The sequence below is a fragment of the Acinetobacter sp. 228 genome, from assembly GCF_048147885.1.
In genome coordinates this window covers 1-1,011 of sequence record NZ_JAYWYV010000640.1, presented here as the reverse complement: position 1 = coordinate 1,011, position 1,011 = coordinate 1, and the positions used below count along the sequence as shown (strand labels likewise).

Here is a 1,011-nt window from a genome sequence, read left to right as displayed (position 1 = left end):
CAGCACCCATTGGTTCGTAAAATTTCTTTTACAGGTGGAACAACCACGGGTCGTCATTTGGCACATATTGCTGCAGATAAACTCATTACCACTTCGCTTGAGTTAGGTGGTAAGTCACCAACCATCGTTTTACCGGATGCAGATGTCGAACTGGCTGCTAAAGGTGTGGCTTACGGTATTTTTAGCTCGGCAGGCCAAGCGTGTATTGCAGGTTCTCGCTTGTTTATTCATAGCAGTCTTTACGATCAGTTTTTAACGCGTTTGGTTGAAATTACTAAAGGCTTACGTGTGGGCCATCCAGAACAAGCTGGTGTGCATTTAGGGCCACTGGTCAATGACAAGCATTTGCAGTCAGTTGATCGCTATGTGCAACTTGCCAAAAGCGAAGGTGGTCAAGTTCTGATTGGTGGTGAGGCACTTACGACTGGTGACTATGCCAAAGGAAGCTATTACTTACCGACCATTATTACGGGCTTAAATAATAGTGCTCAAACCTGTCAGGAAGAAATTTTTGGCCCTGTTTTAGTCGTTATGAAATATGATAACGAGCAAGATTTAATTGCTCAAGCCAATGACAGTTGTTTTGGTCTTGCCGCAGGTATCTGGACTGAAAGCTATCGCAAAGCTTGGCGTATTGCACGTGCATTAGAAGTGGGAACGGTATGGATTAATACCTACAAAAAATTCTCGATTAGTGCGCCGTTTGGCGGCTTTAAAGACAGTGGAATCGGGCGCGAAAAAGGCCGTTTGGGCATTTTATCGTACATGCAACAAAAGAGTATTTATATGGGGCTGAATGAACAGCCTAACCCTTGGTGCGATTAATAAATTCAAGGACTGAAAACAAATTTTGAGGAACAGACATGACTGAACGTGTAAATGTAGGCGAAGCAATCGCAAGAGTTTTAGAAGCGCACCAAGTTGATAGTATTTATGGTGTTATTTCCATCCACAATTTACCTATTGCCGATGCGGTAGGGCGCCGTGAAAAAATGCGCTTTGTTGCAGCCC

Annotated in this window: 2 protein-coding genes; both read left to right on the top strand. The window is 43.8% G+C overall.

The annotated features are described in order from the left end of the window. Positions 1-825 (top strand): aldehyde dehydrogenase family protein (locus VXQ92_RS21500; protein WP_416683117.1); only part of this gene is annotated, 825 nt, incomplete at its 5' end. A gap of 38 nt (positions 826-863) precedes the next feature. Next, the coding region (locus VXQ92_RS21495) for a thiamine pyrophosphate-binding protein (RefSeq protein ID WP_416683118.1) at positions 864-1,011 on the top strand (148 nt) is incomplete at its 3' end.